This is a genomic window from Streptococcus sp. DD10 (genome assembly GCF_001578805.1).
Taxonomy (GTDB): Bacteria; Bacillota; Bacilli; order Lactobacillales; family Streptococcaceae; genus Streptococcus.
Genome location: NZ_KQ969157.1, coordinates 571999 through 598605, shown reverse-complemented (window position 1 = coordinate 598605; position 26607 = coordinate 571999). Strand labels below are relative to the sequence as shown.

24 protein-coding genes and 2 pseudogenes are annotated in these 26607 nt (G+C 36.8%); 19 read left to right on the top strand and 7 right to left on the bottom strand.

The genetic code is table 11. The features are described 5' to 3' along the window. Positions 1–226 (bottom strand): type B 50S ribosomal protein L31 (locus STRDD10_RS02665; RefSeq protein WP_067192881.1); only part of this gene is annotated, 226 nt, incomplete at its 3' end. Positions 227–325: 99 nt separating this feature from the next. After that, positions 326–1255, bottom strand: coding sequence for a type I pantothenate kinase (gene coaA / locus STRDD10_RS02660; RefSeq protein ID WP_067192879.1), 930 nt, complete (start codon positions 1253–1255; stop codon positions 326–328). Positions 1256–1405: 150 nt separating this feature from the next. On the opposite strand from coaA, the gene STRDD10_RS11430 reads away from it, so the two are divergent. The 9 genes and pseudogenes from STRDD10_RS11430 to STRDD10_RS02615 all read left to right on the top strand — a co-directional run bounded on the left by STRDD10_RS11430 (position 1406) and on the right by STRDD10_RS02615 (position 9716). After that, positions 1406–1816 carry a hypothetical protein gene (locus STRDD10_RS11430; protein ID WP_067193030.1) on the top strand — a complete coding sequence of 137 codons (411 nt, stop codon included), beginning with the start codon at positions 1406–1408 and terminating at the stop codon, positions 1814–1816. A 138-nt stretch (positions 1817–1954) separates the two neighbouring features. Continuing rightward, on the top strand, positions 1955–2545 hold the full coding sequence (locus tag STRDD10_RS02650; RefSeq protein WP_082782022.1) for a class I SAM-dependent methyltransferase: 591 nt from the start codon (positions 1955–1957) through the stop codon (positions 2543–2545). After that, positions 2542–3818: pseudogene (locus STRDD10_RS02645) on the top strand (pyrimidine-nucleoside phosphorylase). The gene STRDD10_RS02650 and the pseudogene STRDD10_RS02645 overlap by 4 nt, the downstream one beginning before the upstream one ends. 18 nt (positions 3819–3836) lie before the next feature. Continuing rightward, entirely contained in the window at positions 3837–4499 is a 663-nt protein-coding gene (deoC, locus tag STRDD10_RS02640; protein ID WP_067192874.1) for a deoxyribose-phosphate aldolase, read from the top strand. Next, complete coding sequence (locus STRDD10_RS02635; protein WP_067192872.1) at positions 4486–4875, top strand: cytidine deaminase; 390 nt, start codon at positions 4486–4488, stop codon at positions 4873–4875. The genes deoC and STRDD10_RS02635 overlap by 14 nt, the downstream gene beginning before the upstream one ends. A 76-nt stretch (positions 4876–4951) precedes the next feature. After that, entirely contained in the window at positions 4952–6004 is a 1053-nt protein-coding gene (locus STRDD10_RS02630; RefSeq protein ID WP_067192870.1) for a BMP family lipoprotein, read from the top strand. Between the two features lie 166 nt (positions 6005–6170). Continuing rightward, the gene (locus STRDD10_RS02625; protein ID WP_067192869.1) at positions 6171–7706 is read left to right on the top strand and encodes an ABC transporter ATP-binding protein; all 1536 of its coding nucleotides are present in this window, start codon (positions 6171–6173) and stop codon (positions 7704–7706) included. Then, positions 7699–8757, top strand: coding sequence for an ABC transporter permease (locus STRDD10_RS02620; RefSeq protein ID WP_067192867.1), 1059 nt, complete (start codon positions 7699–7701; stop codon positions 8755–8757). Before STRDD10_RS02625 ends, STRDD10_RS02620 begins: the two co-directional genes overlap by 8 nt. A gap of 2 nt (positions 8758–8759) precedes the next feature. Next, positions 8760–9716 (top strand): ABC transporter permease, encoded by a 957-nt coding sequence (locus STRDD10_RS02615; protein WP_067192865.1) that lies wholly within the window; start codon positions 8760–8762, stop codon positions 9714–9716. A gap of 756 nt (positions 9717–10472) precedes the next feature. Here the strand turns inward: STRDD10_RS02615 and STRDD10_RS02610 are convergent. After that, positions 10473–11390: a LysR family transcriptional regulator gene (locus tag STRDD10_RS02610; RefSeq protein ID WP_067192863.1), complete on the bottom strand. Its 918-nt coding sequence runs from the start codon at positions 11388–11390 to the stop codon at positions 10473–10475. 195 nt (positions 11391–11585) lie between these two features. Between STRDD10_RS02610 and pyrF the strand changes: the two genes are divergently transcribed. The 8 genes and pseudogenes from pyrF to STRDD10_RS02570 all read left to right on the top strand — a co-directional run bounded on the left by pyrF (position 11586) and on the right by STRDD10_RS02570 (position 19579). Then, positions 11586–12281, top strand: a complete 696-nt coding sequence (gene pyrF, locus STRDD10_RS02605) for an orotidine-5'-phosphate decarboxylase (protein ID WP_067192861.1) — start codon at positions 11586–11588, stop codon at positions 12279–12281. Positions 12282–12345: 64 nt separating this feature from the next. Continuing rightward, on the top strand, positions 12346–12975 hold the full coding sequence (gene pyrE / locus STRDD10_RS02600; RefSeq protein WP_067192859.1) for an orotate phosphoribosyltransferase: 630 nt from the start codon (positions 12346–12348) through the stop codon (positions 12973–12975). Between the two features lie 230 nt (positions 12976–13205). Then, positions 13206–14698 (top strand): annotated as a pseudogene (locus tag STRDD10_RS02595) (glycosyltransferase family 39 protein). A 97-nt stretch (positions 14699–14795) separates the two neighbouring features. Beyond that, positions 14796–15698 (top strand): UDP-N-acetylmuramate dehydrogenase, encoded by a 903-nt coding sequence (murB, locus tag STRDD10_RS02590; protein ID WP_197458292.1) that lies wholly within the window; start codon positions 14796–14798, stop codon positions 15696–15698. A 96-nt stretch (positions 15699–15794) separates the two neighbouring features. After that, on the top strand, positions 15795–16952 hold the full coding sequence (locus STRDD10_RS02585) for an ABC transporter ATP-binding protein (RefSeq protein WP_067192855.1): 1158 nt from the start codon (positions 15795–15797) through the stop codon (positions 16950–16952). Further along, positions 16933–17739: an ABC transporter permease gene (locus STRDD10_RS02580; RefSeq protein WP_067192854.1), complete on the top strand. Its 807-nt coding sequence runs from the start codon at positions 16933–16935 to the stop codon at positions 17737–17739. The genes STRDD10_RS02585 and STRDD10_RS02580 overlap by 20 nt, the downstream gene beginning before the upstream one ends. Next, positions 17739–18512 carry an ABC transporter permease gene (locus STRDD10_RS02575; protein ID WP_067192852.1) on the top strand — a complete coding sequence of 258 codons (774 nt, stop codon included), beginning with the start codon at positions 17739–17741 and terminating at the stop codon, positions 18510–18512. Before STRDD10_RS02580 ends, STRDD10_RS02575 begins: the two co-directional genes overlap by 1 nt. Further along, on the top strand, positions 18509–19579 hold the full coding sequence (locus STRDD10_RS02570; protein WP_067192850.1) for an ABC transporter substrate-binding protein: 1071 nt from the start codon (positions 18509–18511) through the stop codon (positions 19577–19579). The genes STRDD10_RS02575 and STRDD10_RS02570 overlap by 4 nt, the downstream gene beginning before the upstream one ends. A gap of 110 nt (positions 19580–19689) precedes the next feature. Here STRDD10_RS02570 and STRDD10_RS02565 read toward each other — a convergent pair whose 3' ends face one another. From STRDD10_RS02565 to STRDD10_RS02555, 3 genes are read right to left on the bottom strand one after another with little or no spacing between them, the layout of a single operon-like run. After that, positions 19690–20928 (bottom strand): NAD(P)H-dependent oxidoreductase, encoded by a 1239-nt coding sequence (locus tag STRDD10_RS02565; protein ID WP_067192848.1) that lies wholly within the window; start codon positions 20926–20928, stop codon positions 19690–19692. Between the two features lie 21 nt (positions 20929–20949). Continuing rightward, positions 20950–21558 (bottom strand): NADPH-dependent FMN reductase, encoded by a 609-nt coding sequence (locus tag STRDD10_RS02560; protein ID WP_067192846.1) that lies wholly within the window; start codon positions 21556–21558, stop codon positions 20950–20952. Continuing rightward, positions 21555–22496 carry an FAD:protein FMN transferase gene (locus tag STRDD10_RS02555; RefSeq protein ID WP_067192844.1) on the bottom strand — a complete coding sequence of 314 codons (942 nt, stop codon included), beginning with the start codon at positions 22494–22496 and terminating at the stop codon, positions 21555–21557. The genes STRDD10_RS02560 and STRDD10_RS02555 overlap by 4 nt, the downstream gene beginning before the upstream one ends. Positions 22497–22747: 251 nt before the next feature. Here STRDD10_RS02555 and nox point away from each other — a divergent pair, with 251 nt between their 5' ends. Then, positions 22748–24127, top strand: a complete 1380-nt coding sequence (gene nox, locus STRDD10_RS02550; RefSeq protein WP_067192842.1) for a H2O-forming NADH oxidase — start codon at positions 22748–22750, stop codon at positions 24125–24127. 111 nt (positions 24128–24238) lie between these two features. On the opposite strand, the gene STRDD10_RS11730 is transcribed toward nox, so the two are convergent. Further along, the gene (locus tag STRDD10_RS11730) at positions 24239–24364 is read right to left on the bottom strand and encodes a hypothetical protein (RefSeq protein ID WP_269450114.1); all 126 of its coding nucleotides are present in this window, start codon (positions 24362–24364) and stop codon (positions 24239–24241) included. Here STRDD10_RS11730 and topA point away from each other — a divergent pair. After that, the gene (gene topA, locus STRDD10_RS02545) at positions 24309–26399 is read left to right on the top strand and encodes a type I DNA topoisomerase (protein ID WP_067192840.1); all 2091 of its coding nucleotides are present in this window, start codon (positions 24309–24311) and stop codon (positions 26397–26399) included. The two genes, STRDD10_RS11730 and topA, sit on opposite strands and share 56 nt — an antisense overlap. Positions 26400–26607 lie beyond the last annotated feature (208 nt).

Here is a 26607-nt window from a genome sequence, read left to right as displayed (position 1 = left end):
TTTTGTTGAAACGATCCACGCGTCCATCTGCTTGAGTGAACTTTTGACGACCAGTATAGAATGGGTGTGAGTCAGATGAAATTTCCACACGGATTAATGGGTAAGTTTCTCCTTCGAACTCAACAGTTTCATTTGAGTTCTTAGTTGAACCACTGAGAAATTGGTAGCCAGTAGTAGTGTCCATAAATACAACTGAGCGATATTCTGGATGGATATCTTTTTTCATTTTTAAAAATTCCTTTCTGCCATGGTCACTTGTGTGCCATAGATGTTACCAAATAAGTTTATCAAATTATGAGGTATTTGACAAGTGTTTTTCTTAATTTTAGACAAAATTATTTTTTAGATAAATTTTGTCGATTTCATGATTTTCAGCTTTATGGAGGATAATTTCAGCACGGTTACGAGTTGGTTCGATATAATTTTCCAAATTGACTAAGTTTATAGTAGACCAAACTTGGTGGGCAAATTCTTTAGCTTCTGTTAAAGACATGTTGGCGAACTTGTAGTAGTAACTGTTAGGATTTGTTTTTGCAATGTCAAGTAACTTAAGGAAACGATCTTGATACCAATTTTCGATATTTTCTGTATCTGCATCAATATAAATTGAAAAATCAAAGAAATCTGTCATATAAAGTCGTTCGTTTTGAGGATTCTGAAAGACATTGATTCCTTCAACGATAACAAAGTCAGCTGCGGTAACAAGTTGCTTTTTGTTAGCCACAATGTCATAAACATCGTGAGAATAGAGAGGGACAGCAAATTCTTGCCCATTTTTAATGCTATCTAGAAAATTAGTTAAAAGGCCCATGTCATAACTTTCAGGGAAACCTTTACGGTTTAAGATACCCTTTTGGATTAAAGATTCATTGGGGAACAAAAAACCATCCGTAGTTACCAGTTCAACCCTACAACTTGGTAAGCTTCGGGAGAGAAGGATTTGTATAAGGCGACTGGCAGTTGATTTTCCAACGGCAACGCTTCCTGAAACTCCTATCAAAAAGGGTTGTTTTTTACTTTCCTCTTGTAGAAAGATTCCTTTTGAAAAAGCTAGATCCTCTTTGGCTCTCTTATAAATGTGAATCAGATTGGTTAGAGGCAGATAAACATCGATGACGTCTTGTAAACTAATTTTATCGTTAAAGCTTTTGATGGAATTTAATTCATGTTCTGTCAGGGGAGGAGTGGTTTTTCGGTGGAGGTTTTGCCAAGTTTCCCGACTGATTTTTCCAAAATGCAGAAATTCGTTAGTCATTTTCGCTTCTCCCGACTATTTTTGTTTATCATATCATAAAAAAATAAAAAAATACAGTATTTTATTGAAATAAGTCTGGTTTATATTATATAATAGAAATGGTTCAAGATGGTCAGTTGTTTTGGATAATATTATATAGGAGTTATCATGATGAGAAAGCTCAGGAATTATATATTGGAAATCTGTTTTGGGTTGAGTTTCTCATTGCCATTTTTAAAGTGGGCAAATGTTGATGATGGTAAGAGATTACTAGAAACTTATTATGGTTATGCTTTCTTACTAGATCACTTCTTAGTAACTTCCGTCTTTCTTTTGTCGCTCTTCTTTGCATGGAAACTTCAAAAAAAGTGGAGTATATGGTTGGCTGTAGGTAGTTATGTTTTTTTGGCTATTTGGGTTTCTACTGAGGGATATCTATTCCGTATGTCGCTCGAAGAATTGATTAGACTCTGGACCAGTTTAGATATTCTAACACAGATTTATCAACCGGGATTCTATCCCAACATTTTACTAGGTTTCCTTCTCTCGGTCAAGTATTTGAAGTTAAGCAATAAACATTGAGTAACAATGTTTGAATCAATAAAGATTGAAGAATAGGTTCTTATTTTGAGCTGAACTTCTTCAATCTTTTTATTTTCTATTCTATAACTAAATTGTAAACGATTTACAAAGCTATCTTCTTTGTGGTAAAATGATTCTATGAGTAAAATGTATTATGCAGAAAATCCCGATGCAGCTCACGACATTCATGAGTTGAGAGTGGAGCTTTTGGGAAACAAGATGACCTTTTTGACGGACGCGGGGGTCTTTAGTAAGAAGATGATTGACTTTGGTAGCCAAGTCCTGCTCAAAAATGTCTCAGCAAAAGAGGGAGAACGTCTCCTTGATGTAGGCTGTGGTTACGGTCCATTGGGATTGTCGTTGGCTAAAGCTTATGGGATAATCCCTACTATGGTTGATATCAATAATCGTGCTTTGGAACTTGCTCAACAAAATGCAGTAAAAAACAGGGTGGAAGCAGAGATATTTCAATCCAATATTTATGAACAAGTGAAAGGACAGTTTGATCAAGTTATTTCAAACCCACCTATTCGTGCTGGAAAGCAGGTGGTACATGAGGTTATTTCGGGTAGTTTTGATCACTTGGTAGCTGGTGGTGTTTTAACCATTGTCATTCAGAAAAAACAAGGAGCACCAAGTGCAAAAAACAAAATGGAAGAAGTCTTTGGAAATTGTGAGATTGTAAGAAAGGAAAAAGGGTATTATATCCTTAAAAGTGTGAAAGTATGAGAGCAGTGGATATCATCCAAAAAAACGAGATGGTTTTGAGTTATCTTCTGAAGAAATTACATGGTTGATAGAAGGGTATGTTACTGGTGTTATACCGGATTATCAAATGTCAGCATTAGCCATGGCGATTTATTTCAAAGGCATGACAACTAGGGAGATTTCTGATTTAACCATGAACATGGTAAAAACTGGTCAGGAGTTTGATTTATCTCAAATTCAAGGTATTAAAGTGGATAAACATTCAACAGGTGGAGTCGGTGATAAAGTTACCTTGATTTTAGCTCCTTTAGTTGCTAGTTTCGGCGTACCTGTTGCCAAGATGAGTGGACGTGGTTTAGGTCATACTGGCGGTACGATAGATAAGCTGGAAGCTATCAAAGGATATGAAATTGAGCGAAATCAAGCGGATTTTATCAAACAAGTTCAGGAAATCGGTTTATCTGTTATTGGACAATCTGATCAACTTGTGAAAGCTGATAAGCTTCTTTACGCTCTTCGTGATGTCACTGCGACGGTGGATACTATTCCTTTAATTGCAAGCTCAGTTATGAGTAAAAAAATTGCAGCGGGAGCGGATGCTATCCTACTAGATGTAACAGTAGGTGAGGGCGCTTTTATGAAAAATATAGAAGATGCTCGGAAATTAGCACGAACTATGGTTGATTTGGGAAATGCAGTAGGGCGTAAAACAGTTGCAGTTATCACAGATATGAGTCAACCTTTGGGGAGTGCAATAGGAAATCGACTAGAGATTTTGGAAGCACTGGAAATTTTACAAGGCAAGGGCCGCGAAGATATCACAAACTTTATTTGTGAGTTGGCGCAAATTATGCTAAGTTTAGCAAATGTTGAAAAAACAAAAGAACAAGTTCGTGAGCATCTGGTAAATGGAAAAGCTCTTCAAAAATTTGAAGAAATGATTGTTTATCAAGGCGGAGATATCGAGGATCTTTATAGAACATCATCAGCAGAATACGTGGAAGAAATTCGCTCAAGTGAAGATGGTTTTATTGTAGCCTTACCTGCTAAGGAGTTTGGTCTATTTGCTATGAGACTAGGTGCTGGACGTGCTGTTAAGTCAGATAAACTTGATTATGAAACGGGGATAGTATTTTCGAAAAAAGTAGGTGAATCTGTAAGAAAAGGTGAGGTAATTGCAAAAGTGTATGCGAATAAAAAAATTTCACAAGATTTAGTTACAGAATTCCAAAAATATGTTAAAATAAATGATGGAGTGAAAAGTTTACGAGAAATTTTAGAAATTATCTCGTAAAATGTGAAAAATACGAAAATGAACTTGAATAAATTAATTGATCATACGCTTTTAAAGCCTGATGCTACAAAAGAACAAATCGGTCATCTTTTGCTAGAAGCAAGAAAATATGACTTTGCAAGTGTTTGTGTCAACCCAACATGGGTAGCTTATGCAGCACAAAAATTAAAACAGTCTGATGTTAAGGTTTGTACCGTGATTGGTTTTCCGCTTGGAGCTAATACTCCTGAAGTTAAAGCTTATGAAACACAGAATGCAATAGAGAATGGGGCTGATGAAATTGATATGGTAATCAATATCGGTGCCTTAAAGTCTGGGGAAGTGGAAATAGTAGAGCAGGACATTCAGGCGGTTGTTAATGTAAGTGGTGACAAACTTGTCAAAGTGATTATTGAAACTTGTTTATTAACGAATGACGAAAAAGTTCTTGTCTGTCAGCTGGCTAAAAAGGCTGGAGCAGACTTTGTCAAAACTTCTACTGGCTTCTCAACAGGTGGAGCTACTGTAGTAGATGTCTCTTTGATGAGGCAGACAGTAGGCACAGAAATGGGTGTCAAAGCTTCAGGAGGTGCTCGCTCTTACAAAGATGCATTAGAATTTATAAATGCAGGTGCGAATAGAATTGGGACTTCATCTGGAGTAGCTATCCTGAAAGGAGAAGAGGTTAGTGGCGACTATTGAATTAATAGAGTTAGCAATTGAGACCAGTAGACGGGCGTACGTCCCTTATTCCCATTTTCCAATTGGAGCTGTATTAGTTTCCAAAGATGGAGACATTTATACAGGTGTCAACATAGAAAATGCGAGTTATCCATTAACCAATTGCGGTGAGAGGACAGCTATTTTTAAAGCAATTTCTGAAGGGGAAAGAGACTTTGATGAGTTGATTGTTTATGGGGAAACAGAAAAACCAATTTCTCCCTGTGGTGCTTGTCGTCAGGTGATGGCAGAGTTTTTTGAAAAGGATTTTAAAGTTACTTTAGTTGCTAAAGATAAATCGACGGTCGAGATGACGGTCGGGGAGTTACTTCCATATTCTTTTACTGATTTGAAATAATCGGTAAAATTGGTCATAGTGACCAGTCTATTCCAAACCGCAACAACGTTGCATAAATTATTTAGGAGGTTCAGTAATGAACAAGAAACAATGGCTAGGCCTTGGTCTAGTTGCAGTAGCAGCAATTGGTCTTGCTGCATGTGGTAGTCGTTCTTCTCGTAATGCTGCATCATCTTCAGATGTAAAAACAAAAGCAGCAATTGTAACAGATACTGGTGGTGTGGATGACAAATCCTTTAACCAATCAGCTTGGGAAGGACTTCAAGCTTGGGGAAAAGAGCATGGTTTAACCAAAGATAACGGTTTTACTTATTTCCAATCAACAAGTGAAGCTGACTACGCTAATAACTTGCAACAAGCTGCTGGTACTTACAACCTTATTTTTGGTGTAGGTTTTGCTCTTCATAATGCTGTTGAGGAAGCGGCAAAAGATCATACTGATATCAACTATGTTTTGATTGATGACGTTATCGAAGGTCAGAGTAACGTTGCAAGTGTTACATTTGCGGATAATGAAGCAGCTTATTTAGCTGGTGTTGCAGCAGCTAAGACAACAAAGACGAAACATGTTGGTTTTGTCGGTGGTATGGAATCAGAAGTTATCTCACGCTTTGCCGCTGGTTTTAAAGCTGGTGTTGAATCCGTAGATAAAACAATTCAAGTAGATGTTGCCTATGCTGGTTCATTCTCAGACGCAGCTAAAGGTAAGACACTTGCTGCAGCTCAATATACCTCTGGAGCAGATGTGGTATATCAAGCGGCAGGTGGTACAGGAACTGGTGTTTTCTCAGAAGCACTAGACCGTAACAAGGCAGCTAACGAAGCAGACAAAGTATGGGTTATCGGTGTAGACCGTGACCAAGCTGAAGAAGGTAAGTATACCTCAAAAGATGGTAAGGAATCTAATTTTGTTCTTGCATCAACTTTGAAGGAGGTTGGAACAACAGTTAAAGACCTTGCTAACAAAACTGAAAAAGGTGAGTTTCCAGGTGGTAAAACAACAACTTATTCATTGAAAGATAAAGGTGTTGATTTGGCAGAAACTAATCTTTCAGAAGATGCAAAAGCGGCTGTTAAAGAAGCAAAAGAAAAAGTTCTTGACGGTAGTGTAACAGTGCCTGAAAAATAATTATAAGTGGAAGTAATTTCTTAGGAAAGCGGCCATTGGTCGCTTTTTTAGGAGTTGAGACAGTATTTGTCTCAATAAAGCTTGTTACGCCTGAAAAATTTTTGTACAAATGATTCAGCTTAACAGGTTTTATTGACACAAAATAAGTTTCTGAAAGGAAGAGTACATGGCACAGAAAAATGTCATTGAAATGCGTGAGATTACCAAAAAATTTGGTGAATTTGTTGCGAATGATAAAATTAATTTGCAACTTCGCAAGGGTGAAATTCATGCACTTTTAGGGGAAAATGGAGCTGGAAAGTCAACATTGATGAATATGTTAGCGGGCCTCCTAGAACCTACTAGTGGTGAAATTTTAGTCAATGGGCAATCTGTAAAATTAGATTCACCATCTAAAGCAGCTAGTCTAGGTATTGGTATGGTTCATCAACACTTTATGTTGGTTGAAGCTTTTACTGTTGCTGAAAATATTATCCTTGGTAGTGAGTTGACTAAAAACGGAGTTTTAGATATTGCTCGTGCGACAAAAGAAATCAATGAGTTATCTGAACGTTATGGATTAGCTATTGATCCAACTGCGAAAGTTGATGATATTTCGGTTGGAGCTCAACAAAGAGTTGAGATTCTAAAAACCTTATATCGAGGAGCGGATATTCTTATTTTTGATGAACCTACGGCAGTTTTAACTCCTTCCGAAATTGAGGAATTGATTGCTATTATGAAAAATCTGGTAAATGAGGGGAAATCAATTATTTTAATTACCCATAAGCTAGACGAAATTCGTGCTGTTGCAGATCGAGTAACAGTAATACGAAGAGGGAAATCGATTGAAACAGTTGAGATTGCAGGGGCTACAAATGCTGATTTAGCAGAAATGATGGTTGGACGTTCAGTTTCGTTTAAAACAGAAAAACAAGATGCTCAGCCAAAAGAGGTTGTTTTATCCATTAAAGATTTAGTAGTTCTTGAAAATCGTGGTGTTCCAGCTGTAAAAAATTTCTCACTTGATGTTCGTGCAGGTGAAATAGTTGGTATTGCAGGAATTGACGGAAATGGTCAATCTGAGTTGATACAGGCTATTACGGGCCTTAGAAAAGTACAATCAGGTAGTATTCAACTAAAAGGGAAAGAAATTGTTGGCTTACATCCTCGTCAAATCACTGAGATGAGTGTCGGCCATGTGCCTGAAGATCGTCATCGTGATGGCCTTGTTTTAGATATGATGATTTCTGAAAATATCGCTCTTCAAACCTATTATAAAGAACCTCTAAGTAAAGGTGGTATTTTAAATTATTCCAATATTACATCTTATGCAAAGAAATTAATGGAAGAATTTGATGTTCGTGCTGCAAGTGAAGTAGTCCCCGCTTCCGCCCTTTCAGGAGGAAATCAGCAAAAGGCTATTATTGCAAGAGAAATCGACCGGAATCCTGAACTACTCATTGTTAGTCAACCAACTCGTGGTTTGGATGTTGGTGCTATCGAGTATATCCATAAGCGTCTAATAGAGGAACGTGATAATGGAAAAGCGGTACTTGTGGTTAGTTTTGAATTGGACGAAATCCTCAATGTTTCAGATAGAATAGCTGTAATCCATGATGGCCACATTCAAGGGATAGTTGCACCTGAAACAACCAATAAACAAGAACTGGGAGTTTTAATGGCTGGAGGTACATTGGGAAAGGAGAGCAGTAATGTCTAAAAAAATTCAAGAACTTTCGGTACCGTTAATTTCGGTATTATTGGGCATTTTTCTCGGTGCCATTGTTATGTGGATTTTTGGCTATGATGCGATTTGGGGATATGAGGAACTCTTTCGAACAGCTTTTGGTACCGTTCGTGGAATAGGTGAAATATTCCGTGCCATGGGACCACTTATCTTGATTGCTTTAGGATTTGCGGTGGCAAGTCGAGCTGGTTTCTTTAATGTTGGGCTCCCTGGACAGGCTTTAGCAGGATGGGTCTTGAGTACTTGGTTTGCATTGTCAAATCCTGATATGCCTCGGATTTTTATGATTCCTATGACTGTTATCATTGCTTTAATAGCTGGCGGGATTGCAGGTGCTATCCCAGGAATACTCCGGGCTTATTTAGGGACATCTGAGGTTATTGTAACCATTATGATGAACTATATTATTTTGTATGTAAGTAATGCTTTTATACACTCTTTCCCACAATCATTCATGCAAAGTACAGATTCAACAAATCGTGTTTCTGAAAATGCAAGTTACCAAACAGCGTGGTTATCTGAATTAACAGATAATTCACGGATGAATATTGGAATTTTCTTTGCCTTAGTCGCTGTATTTGTGATTTGGTTCTTATTGAAAAAAACGACACTTGGTTTTGAAATCCGGGCAGTAGGTTTAAATCCTCATGCTTCAGAATATGCTGGGATTTCAGCTAAACGAACAATCATCTTATCTATGATTATTTCCGGTGCACTTGCCGGACTTGGAGGGGCAGTTGAAGGACTGGGAACCTTCCAAAATGTTTATATTCAAGGTTCTTCTTTATCCATTGGATTTAATGGAATGGCAGTTAGCTTGCTGGCAGCTAACTCACCGATAGGTATTTTGTTTGCAGCTTTTCTTTTTGGAGTTTTGCAAGTCGGTGCCTCAGGTATGAATGTGGCTCAGGTTCCGAATGAATTGGTCAGCATTGTGACAGCTTCTATTATTTTCTTTGTCAGTGTTCATTACATTATTGAACGCTATGTCAAACCAAAAAAACAAGCAAAGGGAGGTAAATAAGGATGTCGATAGTAACAATGCTCGCTCTTTTAGTCTCATCAATGCTCATTTATTCCGCTCCACTTATTTTCACCAGTATTGGAGGTGTTTTCTCTGAACGTGGTGGAGTGGTTAATGTCGGACTTGAGGGAATTATGGTTATGGGTGCTTTCTCAGGAGTAGTTTTTAATCTTGAATTCGCAGATTCCTTAGGACTTGCCACACCTTGGATAGCTCTACTTGTTGGAGGTTTTGTTGGTGGAATCTTTGCTTTGCTTCATGCAATAGCCACTGTTCATTTCCGTGCAGACCACGTTGTCAGCGGTACTGTTCTTAACTTGATGGCTCCTGCCTTAGCTGTGTTTTTAGTAAAGGCTTTCTATGGAAAGGGGCAAACAGATAATCTTAGACAAACATTTGGTCGTTTTGATTTCCCTGGTTTGTCCGATATTCCAGTAATTGGAGATATCTTTTTCAAGTCTACTAGTTTGTTAGGGTACTTGGCTATTTCACTTTCTTTCCTAGCCTGGTTTGTACTCTTTAAAACTCGTTTTGGATTACGTCTTCGTTCGGTCGGGGAACATCCTCAAGCTGCTGATACGCTTGGAATTAATGTGTATTTGATGAAATATCTTGGAGTTATCATTTCTGGAATATTAGGTGGAATTGGTGGTGCAGCATATGCTCAATCTATTTCAGTAAATTTTTCAGTAACAACGATTGTAGGACCTGGATTTATCGCTTTAGCAGCAATGATTTTTGGTAAATGGAATCCTGTTGGTGCTATGTTTTCAAGTTTATTCTTTGGACTTTCACAAAGTTTGGCTGTTATCGGTACACAGTTACCATTTCTTCAAGGAGTTCCTGCAGTATACTTACAAATTGCTCCTTATTTATTAACCATCGTTGTCTTAGCAGCCTTCTTTGGTAAATCTGTTGCTCCAAAAGCAGATGGTGTAACTTATATTAAATCAAAATAAACAGAATAAATGATTTATCAAACTTGTCTTCCAACTTAAAATGTAACAATTTTTAAAAGTCTGGAGAGTTACAACATCAATTTTTATTTCAAATGCTCTATAATATCAAAGTGTAGTAACTTAAGGATATTCTAGAGCATTTTTTAATATTTGAGAAAAATCATTTACTCTTGTTTTTCTACTGTACTAAATTTAGGAAAAAGGGAGATTGTTATGATTGAAGAAGATTATACGAAGTATAGACTAAATCGTTTATGCTAAACTGAACAGATTTTATAAGGTATTCTCGACTAAAGGAAACAGGAGAGCAATAAAAGCTTTGTTGTCAGTTTATAGCTGTTTCAAACGACAAATCGTTGACTTTCAAGAGGTAAGAATGAAGGGGAATACCATTATCAAAAAATACAATCTAATCACTTTAACCTTGTCGATAATCTTATAAATGAACAGCATGAGCTCACTATCTTTAGAAAAGCAACAAAGAACTGGAAATACAAAGGATATTCTAAAGAAATAAAAAGTACTTGTGGTATAAAAAGCAAATAATCACTGTCAATACTGTTTTCATTTCTTAAACTGTGGAATTTTGCTGGGTGTAGTAAAAATCCCCCTATAATGAATAGTGAAATATCTATAATTTCACTATTCATTATAGGGGGATTATGTAAATAAAGTCTCACTTTACTCTTTTTAGAGTATTTTCTTGTTATATTTGTTCTAATAATTAGAAAGACTATTTTAAACGTTTTTCTGACTTTATTCCGACTTGTTTTCGAATTTTACTTCGTTTAAAAGATTCTCAATAAACTTTTCACCCATTTTTGAGAGACTCGTTTTTTCGTGTTTGATGTAAACTAATTCAATAGGATCTTCAATATCTAAAGGGATAGATACAATATTGTTTCCATTAAGATTACTGTTAAGAATACCTGTAGCTATAGTATAGCCATCTAAACCTATTAGGAGGTTAAAAAGAGTGGCTCGGTCACTTACTACAATAGACTTTTTATGGTGCTCTTGAGAAAGTATTTCTTCTGAAAAGTAAAAGGAATTATGTGTTCCTTGGTCATAGCTAAGATAAGGAAAATCCTCAAGATCTGATAACTTCACTAAGTCTTTTTTAGCTAATGGATTTGTCTTACTGACAAAAATATGTGGTTTTGCAGTAAAAAGATGTGTGGCTGTTAAATGATTATCATCTAACATTTTTGAAAGGACATCTCGATTGTAACTGTTTAAAAATAGAACACCGACTTCACTACGAAAGTTTTTTACATCGTCAATGATTTCCCAAGTGCGGGTTTCTCTCAGGAAGAGTTCATATTTTTCCATATCACTTTTCTTGAGAAGGGCGACAAAAGCTTCGACAACAAAGGCATAATGTTGAGAAGAAACACTGAAAAGTTCCCGATTTCCAACAGGATTCTTGTATCGTTCAGATAAGAGATCAATTTGCTCAATCACTTGGCGTGCATAAGAGAGAAACTCCATGCCGTCTTTTGTTAATGTAATCCCTTTTGGGTTTCGAATAAAAATTTCAATGCCCATCTCGTTTTCCAAGTCTCGTACCGCATTGGATAAACTGGGCTGGGTAATGAATAGCTGTTTGGCTGCTTCATTCATTGACCCTGTTTCCACGATTTTTATTATATATTGTAATTGTTGAATACGCATAGTTCTATTTTACCATATTTCTGTTGACAAACGTTCTTTTATGATGTAAAATATAGAAAATTAACCTTTAAAGCAGTTCAGAGAGACAGCAAAGGTTGAACGGTGAAAGGGGTTGAATTCCCCATTTTTCGTGGAACCTTGCTGCAAGCAGGTTCTTTTTTGATTCTGTTTTGCTGTCTAAAGTGAGGAGTTATGATGCGTGAAACACGGCCTATAATTGCATTGGATTTTTCAAGTTTTCAAGATGTGAAAGATTTTCTTGAACTTTTTCCGAATGAGGAAAAACTATATGTTAAAATTGGCATGGAGTTATATTATGCAGTAGGACCGGATATTGTAACCTATGTGAAACAGCTTGGACACTCTGTTTTTCTTGATTTAAAATTACATGATATACCAAATACGGTAAAATCAGCAATGAAGGTTTTAGCAAAACTAGGTGTTGATATGACAAATGTACATGCAGCTGGGGGAGTTGAGATGATGCGTGCAGCTAGAGAAGGGTTAGGAAATGGTCCTAAGCTAATTGCTGTAACCCAGTTAACTTCTACAAGCCAAGAAGCTATGCAAGAAGACCAGCTGATTGGGACAAGTTTAATGGAATCGGTGCTTCATTACGCTCAGAAAACTTCCGAAGCTGGTTTGGATGGTGTTGTCTGCTCTGCTCAGGAAGTAGAACTTATTAAACAGAGTACACCATATGGTTTTACCTGCTTAACACCAGGTATTCGTCCGAAGGGAGTGGAAGCAGGTGATCAAAAGCGAGTGATGACACCATCAGAAGCCTGCTCGATTGGGAGTGACTATATTGTTGTAGGTCGCCCAATTACTCAAGCGGACAATCCAGTTTTAGCTTATCGGGCTATAAAGGATGAATGGAACCTAGCGTAAAGGAAAGAAAACGAAAGCTATCTGTTTGAAAACTTGATTGAGCAGTATATAAAGGAGAAGACAAATGACATTAGCCACGAAAATTGCAAGCCATTTATTGAAAATTGAAGCTGTTTATCTAAATCCTCAAGATCCTTTTACTTGGGCATCAGGGATTAAATCTCCAATTTATACGGATAACCGTGTGACTTTAGCTTATCCTGAAACACGCACTTTGATTGAAGATGGTTTTGTTGAAACTATTAAAGAAGCGTTTCCAGAAGTAGAAGTGATTGCGGGTACTGCGACTGCGGGTATTCCACATGGAGCTATTATCGCTGATAAGATGAATCTTCCATTTGCCTATATTCGTAGCAAACCCAAAGCACATGGTGCTGGAAATCAAATTGAAGGACGTGTTATTGCGGGTCAAAAAATGGTTATTATAGAGGACTTGATTTCAACAGGAGGATCGGTCTTAGAAGCAGTAGCAGCTGCAAAACGTGAAGGTGTTGAAGTGCTTGGTGTTGTAGCTATTTTCACCTATCAACTAAAAAAAGCAGATAAAAACTTTGCAGAAGCTGGTGTAAAACTAGTCACATTGTCAAATTATTCAGAGTTGATTAAATTGGCTCAAAAAGAAGGGTATGTAAGCAAAGAGGGATTAGCTTTATTAGAGCGATTCAATGAAAATCAAGAGAACTGGCAAAATTAAATACTCGAGTGTTAAACGGTTGGGGCAACATTTCCCAGCTGTTTCGTTTTTGAGTATTATTTGGTGATAATCAATCCATGCTCTAGATGGATATTTTACAAAAGTCAGATAGAGTAAGAAGGAGAGAGTGAACTATAAGGGGCGTGTTGAATGCTTTTGTTTCTCTTCGATTGGTTAGCGGCTCTCTGATAATGGATGAAAAAAAGGGAGAATTCTGCTATAATAGACATATGTTATCAAGTATTAATAAGATTTTTTTTTCACTTTTACAAAAAGTCATGCTTTTTTTAGGTATTCATTGGGTAGTTGTGGCTCTTATTCGAATGGGAATGTTAGGTTTGTGGACGATTCCAATTGGGATTCTTATCGCTTTACTAGTTTGGTACTTTAGGAAGAAACTAACTATTTTTTATCGTAGGCTAATCGTCCATAAATGGCAAATTATGTTTGCCGCTGTTATCGTACAACTACTCTTTCTTTTTTCAGCTGAATTGCTAATTAGGCGGGATGCTGCGGTCGTCTTCAATGGGGCCTTTGGTTTTTTAAATGACCTGTCTATCGCAAGTTATCTGACTAGAAATCCCAATAATCTCTTTCTTTTTTATACGAACGTTTTTTCTTCCGTCTATTTGGAGAAGCTGGGCTCTGGATTTTACAAGGATTGAACCTACTATATGTAAACTTAGGTGCACTCGTTTTATATAAGGGAGCAAAAATTCACTTTAATCAAGCAGTTTCCGATACTAGTTTTGCATTTTACATGATTTTTCTTGGCTTTTCTCCTTACTTTTACGCTATGTACACAGATATTCCTCCTTTACCTGTAATTGCTTGGCAGATTTTTCTCGCTCTAGATATTTTACAGTCGGATGATAAAAAGAAAAACATATTACTAACAGCTACACTTGGTGTGGTTACGGGAGTGGTTATCCTTATGCGACCACCGGGTTTTGTTTTATTAATTGCATTTTTTATGGTTTTATTTTTAAAAGGAAATGCAAAAAAGATGGTATTGTTTTTTTTGACGTTTCTTTTGTCATTTGGACTTACCTTTGGGGCAGGAAACTATCTTATCAAGCATCAAAGAGAAGTAACTTTACTGCAAGGAGAAGGGTTATCGAAGGGAGCACTCTTATTTGTAAATCTTGGTTTAACACAATATGGACACAATCAAGAAGATATGAAGAAAGGATTACTTCAATATGTTGAACCTGAGAAACAGAAAAAATATAATAACGGGATGTTTAAAACGGAATATATCGTAAAAGAAATTAAAAGACGATTAGCAGAGTTCACTCCTTTAACATTCCTCTGGCACTTAACTTTAAAACAATCAATAACAGTATCAGATGGTGCTCTTGGTTGGCCCTACACAGCTGTATCCAAAGAAAAAACAGCCTATATTAATCCTCTCTATACATTTACGAAGAATAATATGATTGCTGAATGGATTAGACAATTCATTTTAACCAAGGATCACCCTAACTATTCATATTACAATTTCTTAAAACAACTAGTTTGGATTCTGTTAAGTATTGGTTTCTTTTTAGTTTTTAGATACTATCGTAATCTAGACAGTTGGAATTTTTTGAGTTTAGCTGTTTTCGGTGGATTTCTCTTTTTATTGGTTTTTGAAGGAGGAAAAACTCGCTATCTTATTCAATTCTTACCACAAATTTTCCTCTTATCAAGCCTAGGTTTAACAAATAAAAAGCAGAACTGAAATCCAAAATTGGATTTCAGTTTTTCTTCTAAAAAAATGAGCAAAAACAGTCAAAATTTGATATAATAGAGTGATAATTTGTAGGAAAGAGATGCACATGGTATTAGATTTAATAAAATCCGAATTAAATGGAATTGATATCCGGTATGATGAACCTTTGAAGCACTATACTTATACTAAGGTGGGCGGGAATGCGGATTTTCTGGTTTTTCCTAGAAACCGATTTGAGCTCATCAGAGTAGTAAAATTTGCGAATCAGCACGCTATCCCTTGGATGGTCTTAGGAAACGCCAGCAATTTAATCGTGCGAAATGGTGGAATAAAAGGCTTTGTAATCATGTTTAATAAACTGAATACAATCTCCGTTGATGGCTACGTAATTGAAGCAGAGGCAGGAGCAAGTTTGAGAGATACAACTCATGTTGCTCTTTTTCATAGTCTGTCGGGGTTTGAATTCGCCTGCGGCATCCCTGGTAGTGTAGGAGGGGCTGTTTACATGAATGCTGGTGCTTATGGGGGAGAAATTGCACATGTTCTTATCTCCTGTAAGATATTGACTCGAGAAGGAGAGGTTAAAACTCTTGAAGCGCAAGATCTTCGTTTTGGATATAGATACTCGGCTATCCAAGATAGTGGTGATGTAGTGATTTCAGCTAAGTTTGCACTTTCTCCAGGGACACATTCTATCATTAAGCAAGAGATGGATAGACTAACTTATCTAAGAGAGCTCAAACAGCCACTAGAGTACCCTTCGTGTGGTTCAGTTTTTAAACGTCCATTGGGACATTTTGCTGGTCAATTAATTGCAGAAGCGGGACTAAAAGGATACCGTATAGGTGGAGTTGAGGTTTCTAAAAAGCATGCAGGTTTTATGGTGAATATCGAAGATGGAACTGCACAGGATTATGAAGAGTTGATTGCGGATGTTATTACGAAAGTAAGAGAACATTCAGGTATTATTTTGGAACCTGAAGTTCGTATTATTGGCGAAAAACTATAGATTGAATGATTTGTAACATTCAGTAATGTTTTACAAGTTTAGTTTGTGACAAATTGACTTTGTCTGGGTAATTATAGAAAAAGGAATGTATGTGAATTGAATAAACCAATTATTGAGTTTAAAAATGTTTCAAAAGTTTTTGAAGATAGTAATACTGTTGTACTTAAAGATATCAACTTTGAGTTAGAAGAGGGAAAATTCTATACCCTGCTTGGAGCATCAGGGTCTGGAAAATCAACTATTCTGAACATAATAGCAGGTTTACTGGATGCTACCACTGGTGATATCTTACTAGATGGAAAACGAATTAATGATGTCCCGACTAATAAGCGTGATGTGCATACTGTTTTTCAATCCTATGCTCTCTTTCCGCATATGACTGTTTTTGAAAATATAGCTTTTCCATTAAAATTACGAAAGATAGAGAAGGATGAAATTAAGAAGCGTGTGACTGAAGTCCTGAAAATGGTGCAACTCGAAGGCTATGAAAAACGTTCTATCCAAAAGCTTTCAGGAGGACAACGGCAGCGTGTAGCAATTGCGCGTGCAATTATCAATCGCCCGCGTGTTGTTTTGTTAGACGAACCTTTATCAGCCCTTGATTTAAAATTACGGACAGATATGCAATATGAGCTTAGAGAATTGCAACAAAGTCTAGGGATTACCTTTGTTTTTGTTACCCATGATCAGGAAGAAGCCTTGGCTATGAGTGACTGGATTTTTGTTATGAACGAAGGAGAAATTGTCCAGTCAGGGACACCAGTTGATATCTATGATGAGCCTATTAATCATTTTGTAGCTACCTTTATTGGTGAGTCAAACATTTTATCTGGTACCATGATTGAGGATTATTTGGTGGAGTTCAATGGCAAACGCTTCGAAGCTGTGGATGGAGGGATGAAACCAAATGAAGCAGTAGAGGTAGTTATCCGGCCAGAAGACCTCCGAATCACTCTTCCTGAAGAAGGAAAACTGAAGGTAAAAGTTGATACCCAACTCTTTCGTGGAGTTCATTATGAGATAATAGCTTATGATGATTTGGATAATGAGTGGATGATTCATTCGACGCGTAAGGCTATAGTGGGAGAGGTTATCGGTCTTGATTTTGAACCAGAAGATATTCATATCATGCGACTCAATGAAACAGAAGAAGAATTTGACGCTCGTATCGAAGAGTACGTAGAGATTGAAGAGCAAGAAGCCGGTTTAATTAATGCTATTGAGGAGGAGCGCGATGAAGAAAACAACATCTAGCTTGTTTGCAGTTCCATATGTTATTTGGATTTGTTTGTTTGTTCTAGCACCTGTAGCCTTGATTGTATACCAGTCTTTTTTGGGATTAGATGGCGGTTTTACTTTAGCAAATTATCGTGAGTATTTTGCTTCTCAAAATCTAACTTACTTAAAAATGAGTTTCAATTCAGTTTTATATGCTGGTATTATTACTTTGGTTACTCTTTTAATTTCTTATCCAACAGCTTATTTTTTGACCCTTCTAAAGCATAAACAATTATGGTTGATGCTAATTATCCTCCCAACTTGGATCAATCTATTGTTAAAAACTTATGCTTTTATTGGAATTTTTGGACAAAATGGTTCCATAAATAGTTTCCTTACTTTTTTTGGTGTTGGACCGCAACAAATTTTATTTACAGATTTTTCTTTTATTTTTGTTGCTAGTTACATCGAGTTGCCTTTCATGATTTTACCAATTTTTAATGCTTTGGATGACTTGGATCATAATTTGATTAATGCAAGTTATGATTTAGGTGCCAATCGTTGGGATACGTTTCGACATGTTGTTTTTCCGTTGTCTCTTAATGGGGTTCGCTCCGGAGTTCAGTCTGTTTTTATACCAAGTTTGAGTCTTTTCATGTTAACGCGCTTAATTGGTGGAAATCGTGTTATTACGCTTGGTACAGCTATTGAGCAACATTTCCTAACAACTCATAATCTTGGTATGGGATCAACGATAGGGGTGGTTTTGATTGCAGCGATGCTCTTTATCATGTGGCTAACTAAAGAAAGGAGAAAAGGTTAATGAAAAAATTATCTAATCTCTATTTAGCCTTTATTTTCCTAATTTTATATTTGCCAATTTTTTATCTTATTTTCTATTCATTTAATGCTGGCGGCGATATGAATGGCTTTACAGGATTTACATTAGAGTATTTTTCCAATCTTTTTAATGATAGTCGGCTGATGTTAATTGTTGCTCAAACCTTCTTCCTTGCTTTTTTATCTGCATTGATTGCGACTGTGATTGGAACTTTTGGTGCGATTTATATCAATCAAAGATCGAGAAGAGAACAAGAAAGTATTTTATCGTTGAATAATGTACTGATTGTTTCGCCCGATGTTATGATTGGTGCAAGTTTCTTAATCTTTTTTACAATGTTACGTGTAGACTTGGGATTTGCTTCAGTTTTATTAAGTCATGTTGCTTTTTCTATTCCGATTGTAGTCTTGATGGTTTTACCGAGATTAAAAGAGATGAATATAGATATGGTACATGCAGCTTACGATCTTGGAGCTACCCAGTTTCAAATGTTACGCGAAATCATGCTACCTTACCTAACTCCAGCTATCATTGCCGGTTATTTTATGGCATTTACCTATTCACTGGATGATTTTGCTGTTACTTTTTTTGTAACCGGTAATGGTTTTTCAACTCTAGCAGTTGAAATCTATTCAAGAGCAAGACAGGGAATTTCTCTTGAAATCAATGCTCTTTCAACTTTAGTCTTTCTATTTAGTATCTTATTGGTTATAGGTTATTATTTCATCTCTCGTGAAAAGGAGGAAAGAGAATGAATAAACTTTATTCCTTTCTTGCAGGCATTGTTGCGATTATTTTGCTACTGTGGGGAATTTCCTCGCACCTTGAAGCACAGACTAGTGCAGGATCAGATGGGAAACTAGTCATTTATAACTGGGGAGATTATATTGATCCTGAGTTATTGACAGAGTTTACAAAAGAGACAGGCGTTCAAGTTTTATACGAGACCTTTGATTCTAACGAAGCTATGTACACTAAGTTAAAACAAGGTGGTACCACTTACGATATAGCTATCCCGAGTGAATATATGATTTCAAAAATGAAATCTGAAGATATGTTAATGAAATTAGATCATAGCCGTATCGAAGGTCTAGAAAATATCGGAAAAGATTTTCTAGATTTGTCTTTTGACCACGGGAATGAATACTCAATTCCTTATTTTTGGGGAACATTGGGAATTGTTTATAACGAAGATTTAGTAGATAAACCACCAGTTCATTGGGATGACTTATGGCGACCAGAGTTTGAAAATTCAATTATGCTGATTGATGGAGCTAGAGAAGCAATGGGGATTGGACTTAACTCATTAGGGTATAGTCTAAACTCTAAAAATCGAGATCAACTTCAAGAAGCAGTGGACAAACTTTATACTTTGACTCCTAATATTAAAGCAATTGTTGCAGATGAAATGAAAGGGTATATGATTCAAGGAAATGCTGCTATTGGAGTTAGCTTTTCTGGTGAAGCGAAGCAGATGTTAGATGGGAATGACAAACTTCACTATGTTGTACCGTCTGAAGCTAGCAATCTATGGTTTGATAATATGGTGATTCCTAAAAATGTGAAAAACCTAGATGCAGCGTATCAGTTTATCAATTTTATGCTTAGACCTGAAAATGCTCTTAAAAATGCGGAGTATGTTGGTTATTCGACACCTAATATTCCAGCAAAAAGTATGTTACCAAAAGAGATACAGGATGATAAAGCATTTTATCCAGATGAGGAGACGATGAAAAATTTGGAAGTTTATGAGTCTTTAAACCAAGAAATGCTTGGCCTCTATAACGATTTGTATTTACAGATGAAAATGTATCGAAAATAAAAGTTCCCCTAACATTAATAAAATAAGCTCCATAATTCTTAAAGTAGATTACCGACTACAGAATTATAGAGCCATTAAACCCAACTAAGAATTTCTTAGTTGGGTTTTTCTTAATTACTTGCACTAGAGGTTGCATCTGCTTCAGCAGTATTATCATCAGCACCACCTGATGCAGAAGCAGTAGCATCAGCGTGTCCTCCTCCATGTGGTCCAGCTGCTACAGAACCATTGCCTCCAACTAGTCGTTGACCAGTAGAAGCAAGGTACCAATCTAACCAAGGTTGGAAGTTAAATACAATCTCATTAATTCCAGCATAGGAACCATCTGGATAGTACATAGCTTGGTAATTATGCGTATTAATCACACCATCTGGGGAACCTGGGACAATAGTACGAACATACTCTTGATCCCCATTTCGCAATACACCAACTACCCATTCTACATTTTTCATCCGCCCTCCAGGTAGGGAATTGTGAACAGTTGATAGGCGATTACCTGATTGAGAAGGCACGCGTTTAGCGAACATAGTATCAGGGTCTTGGTGAGCATTGTTATAGTATAAGAACTGATTGTTATCATCTGCATAAGTCAACTCAAATGGCATTGCTTTAAGGAACATATCAATTTGATTGACAGTGAGGATACCATGGTCAAGTTTTACATAGGTATCTCCTGATACAGCGCCGACTAATTCGGCAGCTTTTTCAACCCATTCAGGGTCATCCGGGTCAATACCTTGAATAGTTGTTGCAATTGGATGAGTAACATCTAAATCTTCTGGAGCAATTGGTTTCGGTTTTTTCAATTTTGATACAACCTTCACATATTTGACAAAATTGTCTAAACAAGTTTCTAAAAAGTTAACTGTACCGGAGTTGGTAATGTTTCCTTTATCATCAAAGGCTTCCTTAGCTTTTCCGAGTAAAAATTCATTACCTGGCAAAGTGTATGCATTTACCCCAGGAGCCTCTAATATTTTGCGGAGGTGAACTTGTGCGCGTGAGGTTCCTTGATCGTAGTAAGAAGCACCAACAATCATAACAGGCTTGTTCTCAAATGGATGAACTTCAAAGGAGAGCCATTCCAGTACGCTCTTCAAGGAAGCAGAAATAGTATGATTATGTTCTGGAGTAGCGATAATGACCCCATCAGAGCGAGTAATTTTATTGTAAAGTAGTCTAAGTTGAAAACTTTCGTCCCATTTTTCATCTTGGTTGAACATTGGGACTTCATCGATTTCTAAAACTTCTAATTCGAATTTTAATTTGAATTGTCGACGAATAAACTCTAGCAATTTTCGGTTATACGAGTGATCATAGTTTGCTCCTACGAGTCCTACAAATTTCATATTTAGTTTTCCTTTCTAATATTAGAGGTTTTCCCAGTCAAAATCTTCAGCTTCTTTATGGAGAAGAGCATGAGCGCTTTTCAACTTTTGCGTGATTTTAACAAAAAGACGGAAGTCGTCAAACAATGCATCAAGTTTTTTGATAGTATCCAAATCAATCAAGTCTCCATTTTTGTCAAAGGCTTGTAGAGAGTGAGAGAGCAAAAATTCAGATCCTGGCATTACATTTGCTTTGAGTTCAGGCGCATCAAGTATTTGGCGTAGTTGTAATTGTGCACGAGAAGAACCTAAAGTACCATAGGAGGCACCAGTGATCATAACTGGTTTATTTAGCATCGGATAGATACCGTATGAAAGCCATGCAAGAGCATTCATCAAGACAGCTGGAATGGAGTGGTCGTACTCTGGTGTACCAATAATGACCCCATCTGCTGCATCAATCTTTTCTGAAATTTCGATAACCTCTAAAGGAAGTTGTTTGTCAGCTGGTTTATTAAAAACTGGCAAATCTTTAATTTCAATCAGTTCAATATCAGCTTTATCAACGAAATGTTTTTGCATATATTGAAGAAGTTGACGGTTTGTGGAACGTTTTGAATTTGTTCCTACGAGGGCAATAAAAGTTGTCATAATAGTTCCTTTCTTTTGGTTGGAAGTAGAGGATCTAGTCCAGATGAGAGTGTTATTTTCCCATGTTTGTCTACTAAAATAGCTTCTATGTTTGGTGTTTGTTCAATCTGCCAGAGGATATTGATTTCATTTTGACCAAACAGTCTTGTAGTCCAGATTTCTCCATCTATTGATTGTTCTGATAAAATGGTCAGGCTCCTTAAATCGGTGTGGCAAGGATAACCAGTAGAACTATCAAAAATGTGATGAAAATCATGCTCCTCAGTTTTGAGGTGACGCACATAGGTACCAGAAGTTACAACGGATTGATTGACGATAGGAATAATCCCTAGATGATGTCCATTTGGAGACTGAGGGGCTTGAAGACCAATTTTCCAAGGTTTCCCCTCTTTACTTCCTATTGTTAAAATATTCCCACCGAGATTGATAAGCGCAGAAGTGACGCCTTTTGACCTAAGGAAGCCAGCTAGTTTATCGGCGCTATATCCTTTTGCTAGGCAACCTAGGTCGATTTTCATTCCCTTTTCAGCAAGGAAAATACTAAAGTTTCTCTCATCCAAGATAATTTTTTTAGGATCAATTTTAGCTAATGCATGATGAATCTCGTCATCTGTAGGAACTTTAGCATCAGAAAATCCGATTCTCCAAGTCTGAACTAAAGGGCCGATGGCAATATTCATCTGACTATTTTCAGCTAGGCTATGTTTTTTACCTATAGAAATAAGTTCAAATAAATCCGGATGTACAATAACTGGTCTAATACCAGCCTCTTGATTAATCCTGGATAGTTCGGAATCCGAACTATTGGCGTTGAATCGATATTCTAGTGTCTCTAATAACTGAAAAGATTGACCCAAAATTTCTACTGCATCATCATGTTGAATGGTCAGACTAATAGTAGCTCCCATCAAATGAGTAGATTGAGAAGTGTAGGACATAGATTGTCTCCTCATTATTATATACTTCTAGCATATCATAAAGATAACGTTTTCACAATTCTTTTTTTATATTTTTGTCAAGAAATTTGCTTAAATTGAAAAATATTCCTCAAAAATCATAAAATTTTACAATTTACTTGCTATGCTTTTCAAAATTTTTTCAAGTTCGGGACTTTCTTCTTGTAAACGCTAACAGAAAATGATATACTATGAAAGAAATTAAGAAATGATATAAAAGGTAGGAATTTACTATGAGTAAAATCGTTGTCGTTGGTGCAAACCATGCTGGTACAGCAACCATCAATACTATGTTAGATAACTTTGGTTCAGCAAATGAGGTAGTTGTTTTTGACCAAAACTCAAATATTTCTTTCCTAGGATGTGGTATGGCCTTGTGGATTGGGGAACAAATTGATGGACCTGAAGGACTCTTTTATTCAGATAAAGAGAAATTAGAGGCAAAAGGTGCTAAAGTATATATGAACTCCCCTGTACTATCTATCGACTATGATAATAAAGTTGTGACAGCAGAAGTAGAAGGAAAAGAACATAAAGAAAGTTATGATAAGTTAATTTTTGCTACTGGTTCTACCCCAATTATTCCACCAATTAAAGGTGTTGAGCTAGAAGAAGGAAATCGAGAATTTAAAGCAACTCTTGAAAATATTCAATTTGTAAAACTTTACCAAAATGCTGAGGTAGTGATTGAGAAACTAAAAGATAGCAGTAAACATTTGAATCGTATTGCTGTTGTTGGTGGTGGTTATATTGGTGTTGAGCTGGCAGAAGCTTTCGAGCGTCTAGGAAAAGAAGTGGTCTTAATTGATATCGTGGATACAGTTCTTAATGGATATTATGATCGTGAGTTCACAGATATTATGGCTAAAAACTTGGAAGATAATCATATTAAACTTGCATTGGGACAAACTGTACAAGCAATCGAAGGTGATGGTAAAGTTGAGCGGATTGTGACAGACAAGGAAAGCTTTGATGTGGATATGGTGATTCTTGCAGTTGGTTTCCGTCCAAATACTGCTTTGGCTGATGGTAAGATTGAGTTATTCCGAAATGGGGCTTTCTTGGTAAATAAACACCAAGAAACGTCGATTCCAGGTGTATATGCAGTTGGTGACTGTGCCACAATTTATGACAATGCACTTAATGATACAAGTTATATTGCTCTTGCGTCAAATGCAGTTCGTTCTGGTATTGTTGGTGCTTACAATGCTTGTGGAGTTGAACTTGAAGGAATTGGTGTACAAGGTTCCAATGGGATTTCTATCTATGGACTGCACATGGTGTCAACTGGTTTGACCTTAGAGCGAGCTAAGAAGGCAGGATTCAATGCTACTGAAACTGGTTTCAACGACTTACAGAAACCTGAATTTATCAAACACGATAACCATAACGTAGGAATTAAAATTGTTTTTGATAAAGATAGTCGTGTCATTCTTGGTGCTCAAATGGTATCTCGAAACTCAGAAATCTCAATGGGGATTCATATGTTCTCGCTTGCTATCCAAGAAAAAGTTACTATTGACAAATTGGCCTTGACTGATTTGTTCTTCTTACCACACTTTAATAAGCCATACAATTATATTACGATGGCTGCACTTTCAGCAGATAAATAATCTATAAATGAAGCAAGCTATTTAGCTTGCTTTTTTATATAAAGTTTTCAAACACAGGGATTTTACATTTTTCTTCAAAAAATAGAAAAGAAGTTTTCCTATAAGAAAAGTTTATTCTTGACACCATTTGAAAAATAGGTTAAACTCAATAGCGTTTAAAATATTAAAGAAGGTGAAAAAGTTGGTTACAGCAACTAAAACAAAGAAAAAATCAAGTACAAAAAAAAATTTAGTCATTGTGGAGTCTCCCGCCAAAGCAAAAACTATTGAAAAATACTTGGGGAGAAATTACAAGGTAGTAGCTAGCGTTGGCCATATTCGGGATTTAAAAAAGTCGAGTATGTCAATTGACTTTGAAAATAACTATGAACCTCAATATATTAACATCAGAGGTAAAGGTCCTCTGATTAATGATTTGAAAAAAGAGGCCAAAAAAGCCAAAAAAGTTTACTTAGCAAGTGACCCGGATCGTGAAGGTGAGGCAATTTCTTGGCATTTGTCACATATTCTAAATTTGGATAAAGAAGATGAGAATCGTGTAGTATTTAATGAAATTACTAAGGATGCTGTGAAGAACGCCTTTAAGGAACCTCGTAAGATTGACATGGATTTGGTTGATGCTCAACAGGCCCGTCGTGTTTTGGATCGTTTGGTAGGCTATTCGATTTCTCCAATTCTTTGGAAAAAGGTAAAAAAGGGCTTATCTGCAGGTCGTGTGCAGTCCGTGGCACTAAAACTCATCATTGATCGTGAAAATGAAATCAATGCGTTTCAACCAGAAGAATATTGGACAATTGATTCTACTTTTAAAAAGGGAACGAAGCAATTTCAAGCAGCATTTTATGGAATGGACGGCAAGAAAATAAAGCTGACAACAAATGAGCAGGTCAAAGAAGTTTTAAGTCGTCTAACAAGTAAGGATTTTACACTTGATCAGGTAGATAAAAAAGAACGCAAGCGAAATGCACCGTTACCTTATACAACGTCATCTATGCAGATGGATGCAGCAAATAAGATTAATTTCCGAACTAGGAAAACCATGATGATAGCCCAGCAACTGTATGAAGGAATTAACATTGGTTCTGGAGTACAGGGATTGATTACTTATATGCGTACGGACTCGACTCGGATTAGTCCGATTGCTCAGAATGAAGCTATAAGTTTCATTACTGAAAAGTTTGGTGAGAAATATTCTAAACATGGTAGTCGTGTTCGAAATTCCTCAGGTGCCCAGGATGCCCACGAGGCAATTCGTCCATCGAGCGTTTTTAATACTCCTGACCGGATTGCGAAATATTTGGATAAGGATCAGCTAAAGCTCTATACTCTGATATGGAATCGATTTGTGGCGAGTCAGATGACAGCGGCTATTTTTGATACGATGTCAGTTAAGTTGTCTCAAAATGGGGTCGTTTTTACAGCGAACGGTAGTCAGGTGAAATTTGATGGGTATTTGGCTATTTACAACGATTCTGATAAAAATAAAATGCTTCCAGAAATGGCAGTAGGAGATGTGGTTAAGCAAGTTGCTAGTAAACCAGAGCAACATTTTACCCAGCCACCTGCTCGTTATTCTGAAGCTACTCTCATTAAGACGTTAGAAGAAAATGGAGTTGGTCGTCCGTCTACTTATGCTCCGACGATTGAAACGATTCAGAAACGCTATTATGTCCGTTTAGCAGCAAAACGTTTTGAGCCTACTGAGTTAGGTGAAATTGTTAATAAACTAATTGTGGAATTTTTCCCAGATATTGTTAATGTGACTTTTACGGCAGAAATGGAAGGAAAACTCGATGATGTCGAAGTCGGAAAAGAACAGTGGCAACGGGTTATTGATGAGTTTTATCGACCATTTTCTAAAGAAGTTGCTAAAGCAGAGGAGGAGATGGAGAAAATCCAAATCAAGGATGAGCCAGCAGGTTTTGATTGTGAGGTCTGTGGTCAACCAATGGTGATTAAACTTGGTCGATTTGGTAAATTTTACGCATGTAGTAATTTCCCTGATTGTCGTCATACGCAAGCCATTGTGAAAGAAATTGGGGTTGAATGTCCATCCTGCCATCAAGGTCAAATTATTGAGAGGAAAACGAAGCGGAATCGTCTCTTTTATGGGTGCAATCGTTATCCTGACTGTGAATTCACTTCTTGGGAGAAACCAGTTGGGAGAAGTTGTCCGAAGTGTGGTAGCTTCCTAATGGAGAAAAAAGTTCGTGGCGGAGGCAAGCAGGTGGTTTGCAGTAATGGAGACTACGAAGAAGAAAAAGTGAAGTAACGTTAGGTAGTTTACTTTAAATTAGGAGCAAATGAAGACAAATATTGATATTAGATATATTGATATTCATGGTAGAAAAGGCTCGGAAGAAGTGCAGATTTCCATCATGGATAAGGAAGAGACCATGTTGAAGACGGATGTAAAAGAACTAATTCCGTTAATAAAGGACTAAGACCCGAGTAGAGTTAACGTTCTAGATGAAAATGTG

Bases quoted from the DNA above. Each gene is read 5' to 3' on its own strand.
- coaA (WP_067192879.1), bottom strand. From the start codon at position 1,255: ATGACTAACGAATTTCTGCATTTTGGAAAAATCAGTCGGGAAACTTGG.
- STRDD10_RS11430 (WP_067193030.1), top strand. From the start codon at position 1,406: ATGAGAAAGCTCAGGAATTATATATTGGAAATCTGTTTTGGGTTGAGT.
- STRDD10_RS02650 (WP_082782022.1), top strand. From the start codon at position 1,955: ATGAGTAAAATGTATTATGCAGAAAATCCCGATGCAGCTCACGACATT.
- deoC (WP_067192874.1), top strand. From the start codon at position 3,837: ATGAACTTGAATAAATTAATTGATCATACGCTTTTAAAGCCTGATGCT.
- STRDD10_RS02630 (WP_067192870.1), top strand. From the start codon at position 4,952: ATGAACAAGAAACAATGGCTAGGCCTTGGTCTAGTTGCAGTAGCAGCA.
- STRDD10_RS02625 (WP_067192869.1), top strand. From the start codon at position 6,171: ATGGCACAGAAAAATGTCATTGAAATGCGTGAGATTACCAAAAAATTT.
- STRDD10_RS02620 (WP_067192867.1), top strand. From the start codon at position 7,699: ATGTCTAAAAAAATTCAAGAACTTTCGGTACCGTTAATTTCGGTATTA.
- STRDD10_RS02615 (WP_067192865.1), top strand. From the start codon at position 8,760: ATGTCGATAGTAACAATGCTCGCTCTTTTAGTCTCATCAATGCTCATT.
- STRDD10_RS02610 (WP_067192863.1), bottom strand. From the start codon at position 11,390: ATGCGTATTCAACAATTACAATATATAATAAAAATCGTGGAAACAGGG.
- pyrF (WP_067192861.1), top strand. From the start codon at position 11,586: ATGCGTGAAACACGGCCTATAATTGCATTGGATTTTTCAAGTTTTCAA.
- pyrE (WP_067192859.1), top strand. From the start codon at position 12,346: ATGACATTAGCCACGAAAATTGCAAGCCATTTATTGAAAATTGAAGCT.
- murB (WP_197458292.1), top strand. From the start codon at position 14,796: ATGGTATTAGATTTAATAAAATCCGAATTAAATGGAATTGATATCCGG.
- STRDD10_RS02580 (WP_067192854.1), top strand. From the start codon at position 16,933: ATGAAGAAAACAACATCTAGCTTGTTTGCAGTTCCATATGTTATTTGG.
- STRDD10_RS02575 (WP_067192852.1), top strand. From the start codon at position 17,739: ATGAAAAAATTATCTAATCTCTATTTAGCCTTTATTTTCCTAATTTTA.
- STRDD10_RS02570 (WP_067192850.1), top strand. From the start codon at position 18,509: ATGAATAAACTTTATTCCTTTCTTGCAGGCATTGTTGCGATTATTTTG.
- STRDD10_RS02565 (WP_067192848.1), bottom strand. From the start codon at position 20,928: ATGAAATTTGTAGGACTCGTAGGAGCAAACTATGATCACTCGTATAAC.
- STRDD10_RS02560 (WP_067192846.1), bottom strand. From the start codon at position 21,558: ATGACAACTTTTATTGCCCTCGTAGGAACAAATTCAAAACGTTCCACA.
- STRDD10_RS02555 (WP_067192844.1), bottom strand. From the start codon at position 22,496: ATGTCCTACACTTCTCAATCTACTCATTTGATGGGAGCTACTATTAGT.
- nox (WP_067192842.1), top strand. From the start codon at position 22,748: ATGAGTAAAATCGTTGTCGTTGGTGCAAACCATGCTGGTACAGCAACC.
- STRDD10_RS11730 (WP_269450114.1), bottom strand. From the start codon at position 24,364: ATGACTAAATTTTTTTTTGTACTTGATTTTTTCTTTGTTTTAGTTGCT.